Annotated in this window: 3 protein-coding genes and 1 rRNA gene; 1 reads left to right on the top strand and 3 read right to left on the bottom strand. The window is 72.1% G+C overall.

Annotated features, from left to right (window positions below; translation table 11 throughout):
- Positions 1-144: 144 nt before the first annotated feature.
- A complete protein-coding gene (locus ACZ47G_RS25635; RefSeq protein WP_465746381.1) occupies positions 145-1,230 on the bottom strand; it encodes a C40 family peptidase in 1,086 nt (361 codons plus the stop codon).
- Between the two features lie 480 nt (positions 1,231-1,710).
- On the opposite strand from ACZ47G_RS25635, the gene ACZ47G_RS25630 reads away from it, so the two are divergent.
- A complete protein-coding gene (locus tag ACZ47G_RS25630; protein ID WP_465746379.1) occupies positions 1,711-2,355 on the top strand; it encodes a hypothetical protein in 645 nt (214 codons plus the stop codon).
- A gap of 121 nt (positions 2,356-2,476) precedes the next feature.
- On the opposite strand, the gene ACZ47G_RS25625 is transcribed toward ACZ47G_RS25630, so the two are convergent.
- Together ACZ47G_RS25625 and rrf are read right to left on the bottom strand one after the other, a co-directional pair.
- The gene (locus ACZ47G_RS25625) at positions 2,477-4,585 is read right to left on the bottom strand and encodes a phosphocholine-specific phospholipase C (RefSeq protein WP_465746377.1); all 2,109 of its coding nucleotides are present in this window, start codon (positions 4,583-4,585) and stop codon (positions 2,477-2,479) included.
- 220 nt (positions 4,586-4,805) lie between these two features.
- Positions 4,806-4,885: ribosomal RNA gene (rrf, locus tag ACZ47G_RS25620) — 5S ribosomal RNA — on the bottom strand; the annotation flags it as partial.

Below are 4,885 nucleotides of genomic sequence, written 5' to 3'. Positions count from 1 at the left end.
GTTGGCCCACCGCAACAGGATGGGCAGGGGGGTGGACTCGAGGGGGGGGGAACAAGAAGGATAAGGATTCCTCCTCCCTTTCCTGCGTTGTGGGGGGGGGGCCCCCCCCCCCCCCCCCCCCCCACGCCCGTACGGTCCGTAGGGTCAGGCCGTGACGTGGTACCAGTAGCCGCCGGTGCGCAGGCCGACGTAGTGGACGTTGGTGCCGGTCTCCTTGGCCTCGTACATCATGTCGGCGCCGGTGGCGGGGTCGGTGCCGGCGTAGAGCACGACGTGGACGGTGTTGTGGGCGTCGGTGCCGAAGTACTCGACGTCGCCGGGGCGGCGCTGGGCCTCGGTGATCGGGGTGAGGTGCTTGTCCAGGGTCTGCTCGGTGGTGTCGCCGCCGTTGGCGAGGTCGATGCCGGCGCCGAACCAGAAGGCCGCCCGGACCAGGCCCGAACAGTCGAAGCCCACGGTGGTGTTGGCCGGGCAGGGCTGGATCGAGCCGGTGTAGCCGTCGCAGGTGCCGAGCGTCGGGCCGGCGCCCTCGCCGCGCAGCGAGTGGCCGCCGCCCCACACGTACGGGAGGCCCAGATAGGTCTTCGCCGCGTTCAGGACCTTGGTGGGGTCGATGGTGCCGCTGGGCAGCGGGGTGGGGGTGCTGGTGTAGAGGGCGTTCTTGACGGAGGTGCCGACGATGCCGTCGATGGCCAGGGAGTGCGCGGCCTGGAAGTTGCGCACGGCGGTGTCGGTGGCCGGCCCGAACTGCCCGTCGACGGTGAGGCGGCCGGCGTTGAAGGTGTTCAGCATCGTCTGCAGCGTCGAGACGCACTGCCCGGAGGCACCGGTCTGCAGGGTCCCGCACTGGGTGCGCAGGTCCACGGTGCCGGAGGCGGCGGCGGCCGCCGCGTCGAGCTTCGCCTTGGTGGCCGGCCCGACGATGCCGTCGGCCGTCAGCGAGTGCGAGGACTGGAAGGTGCGCACGGCCGTGCCGGTGGCCGACCCGAACTGCCCGTCCACGGTGAGGGTCGCGCCGGTCAGGTTGAGCTCCGTCTGGAGCTGGGTGACGCAGCCGTCGGCCTCGCCCTGGGTCAGGTTGGCCGGGCAGGACGGGGAGGTGATCGGTATCGGGGCCGGCGCGGTGGCGGCGGAGGCGACCGAGGCGGTGTACGCGCCGACGCCGGTCAGCACGGACGCCAGGGCCAGGCCCAGCGACAACCGGCGCCGGGTGGGGAGGAGGGTACTCACAGGGTTCTCCGAATCCATGAGGGGTCGTCACAGGGAGCGGCCCCGGAAGCCGGCTCGTGATCACCGGGTCGCAGCAGAACTCTGCCTCACTCCACCCTCCGTACGGGAGACGGCCGTTCGTCCCACCGGCCGCCGGGACGCGTCTCACGGCGCTGGCCTGCGCGGTGAGACGCGTCCCCATTTCGGGGTGAAACCCGTCCCTGTCCGAACGAGCCCGTCCCCGAGCCCGGGCCGGCGGCCCTACGGGGCCCGCTCGGCCTCCCGGCGGCGGGTACCGACCACACCGACCGTGCCGATCACACCGACCGTGCCGATCACGCCCGAGCCACCACCGACCGTGCCGATTCATGCCGACCGCGCCGGAGCCACCACCGAAGGTGCTTCGTGTCGGAATCGATTTGTGACGTGGCCCTGCCTAGTTCGTTCCCGCCTCGCTGTGATGGGATGTGCCCGACGAGTGACGAGCGCAGGTGGGGGTGCGTGATGCGGAGCGGGCGGCTGCTGGGACTGGACGGGGACGCGGCGAATCTGGCCGCGGTGGGGCTGGTGCGGCTGGGCGCCGAGGAGTGGTTGGGGGCCACGGGCGGGGCGCCCGCCTGGGTGGGCGGGCTGCGCGCGGCCTCCTTCGCGGACGCCTGGCTGTCCTTCGGCGACGCGCCGGCCCCCGGATTGCGGGTGGCGGCCTCGGCGGTGCTGCCCGCCGTCGTGGCGCAGGCGGCCGAGCTGCTGCTGCGCTCCTGCGCCGACGACGCGGCGACGGCCCTCGGGTGGCTCGGGCAGCGCTCGGCGGAAGCCCGTGAGCAGGCCCACCGGGAGGACGTGACCCACCCGGCCGAGCCCTGCGCGCTGACCCTGGTCTGGCACGGGGTCCAGGCGCTGACCGCCGAGGACGGCCCGTCCCACCACCTTCGCGTGGCGGAACGGGTCGAGGCCTACGTCCGGGAGCGGCACCGCCGCCAGGACACCCTGGCGCTGGTGCTGTGCTGCGCCCGGATCGCCGCCGCCGCGCTGGTGGAGCTGAGCGAGGGCGATCCGGCACGGGTGGACGGCTGGCTGGAGCAGGACGCCGCGCGGGCCATGCCCCTGCTCGGCCCCGTCCCGCTGTGGGTGCCGGGCCGCCCCTGACGGCCGGCGGGCCGGGTCGCCCGCCCCACGTGTGCGAGGCGGGCGACCCGTTGCCCTCCCGGGCCGGGGGTCAGCGCGACCCGTCGCCTTCCCCGGGCCCGCGGTCGCCGGCGCCCGGGGGTCAGCGCGGCCCGGGGTCGCTGGTGCCGGGGCGGCCGTTCTCCGCGTGTCCGGCCCAGCGACGGCGGAACGCCGGTCCGTCCGTGCCCGTCACCGTGACGTCGTACCAGCGGCTGTCGGCGCGCAGGTCGAAGGTGAACCGGACGTCGTCGCCGGGGCGCAGGGTGCGGCCCTGCTTCGCGCCCTTGGTGTAGGCCTCCTCGGCGGTGACCGTGCGGGTGGTGTCCCCGTGGTTGGACACCGTGACCCGCACCTTGTTCTTCGCGGGCTCGAAGCGGGCGACCAGGCCGCCCACCGTCTTGCCCTCGAACTCCTGCACCGAGCCGTTCGGCCCGTGGGCGACGAGGTGGTAGCCGCCGTCGGCCAGCGGCCAGTGGTCCTCGAAGCTGTCGCCGGCCGAGATGGTGTAGCGGCGGGGGGCCGCCGTCGGCGCCGTCCGGTCGTAGACGTAGAGCCAGGCACCTGCCGAGCCCCGGTTGTTCAGGTTGAGCTGGAACACCGTGGCGTCGTCGGTCTCGTCCTCGTTGACCCGCAGGTCGTACGGGAGCGCGCGGGCCGGGCGGGTGCCCGGTTCCTGGGTGGGCATCCGCTGGGGCATCGGCACCTGGTACGGCTTGCCCTGCGAGGCGATCGGCGCCGGCACCGGGATCGAGACCGGCTTCGGGTCGGCGCCGGAGAAGTCGAGCGCCGAGGTGAGGTCACCGCAGACCGCACGGCGCCAGGCGCTGATATTGGGCTCCTCGATGCCGAACCGGGCCTCCAGGAACCGCAGCACCGAGGTGTGGTCGAAGGTCTCCGAACAGACCCAACCGCCGCGCGACCACGGGGAGATGACGAGCAGCGGCACCCGAGGGCCGAGGCCGATCGGCTGCAGTCCGCCGCGGTCCGCGCCGGGCACCAGCGGGCTCATCTCGCCCGGGTACTTGCCGAGGTCGAGCAGTTCGTCACCGAGGCTGGCCTCCAGGTCCGTGGAGACCATGCCCTGGCCGCCGGGGCGGCTGACGACCGGGGGCATCGGCGGGACGACGTGGTCGAACAGGCCGTCGTTCTCGTCGTAGTTGATGAGGAAGACGGTCCGGCCCCACACCTCGGGGTTGGCCGTGAGCGCGTCCAGCACCAGGTTGATGTAGTACGCGCCGTCGGTGGGCGTCGCGGAGGGGTGCTCGCTGTACTTGTACGGCGGGACGATCCAGGAGACCTGGGGCAGCCGGCCCTGCTCGACGTCGGCCCGGAACTCCTTGAGCGTGTGGTCCGTCGCCCCCTTCTCCACCAGCGGACCGGACGCGCCCTCGGCGACCTGGTACCGCTCGAAGAACATCAGCGAGTTGTCGGTGTAGTTGTCCGTCGGGGTGCCCGGCTCACCGGAACCGCCCTGGTACAGCTTCCAGCTGACGCCGGCGTCCTCCAGCCGCTCCGGGTACGTCGTCCAGGTGTAGCCGTTCTTGCCGTTGCGCTCCTCCAGACCGGGCCCGTTGGGCTTGCGGCCGTACACGTTGCGCGGGTCGCTGGTGCCGGTCCAGAGGTAGATGCGGTTGGGAGCGGTGTCCGCGTGGACGGAGCAGAAGTACGAGTCGCAGACGGTGAACGCGTCGGCGAGGGCGAAGTGGTACTGGAGGTCCTGGCGCTTGAGGTGACCCATCGTCATGACGTCCTGCTTCTGGTTCACCCACTGGTCGTGGCGCCCTTCGTTCCAGGCGAGGTGGCCACTGCTCCAGCCGTGGTCCGTGCCGGCCTGGTACTCGGTGGTGTTCCGGGGATCGATGTACCAGGGCAGCACCTCCTTCTCGGAGGCCGGCAGACCACGGTCGTGGTACCGCCCGGTCTTCACCGCGGCGGCCGGCTGGTGCCAGTTGGGACGGCCGTCGGACAGCAGCGTGGGACGCGGGTCGCCGAAGCCGCGGACCCCTCGGAGGGTGCCGAAGTAGTGGTCGAAGGAACGATTCTCCTGCATCAGGATGACGACGTGTTCGACGTCCTTGATCGAGCGGGTCCTGCTGATCGCTGGCAGGGCCAGCGCCTTGCTGACCGCGGGCGGGAACGCCCCGAGGCCGGCGGCGGCCACGGACGCACCGCCCAGCTGAAGAAATCGGCGCCTGTCGATGGAGGCCACGTGAGGTCCTTCCCAGTCGTGCACTGCACGGGTACGGAGAAGGCTCGAACATAGGCATCGCACACGGGCCGTACACAGTCCTCCAGCGAACGCCGCGTGAGCTTTCGGCCAACTGTTGTCCAGCCAACTTCCCGCTTGCGTCGGCCGACCGGGCCGGGAACGCCCGGAAACGCGAAAAGCCCCCGTCCGGTTCACCCGGCGGGGGCTTTTCTGAAGAATTGTTCGGCGGCGTCCTACTCTCCCACAGGGTCCCCCCTGCAGTACCATCGGCGCTGTGAGGCTTAGCTTCCGGGTTCGGAA

The organism is Kitasatospora sp. NPDC030952 (assembly GCF_055571335.1).
This window is presented reverse-complemented; position numbering and strand designations above follow the sequence as displayed.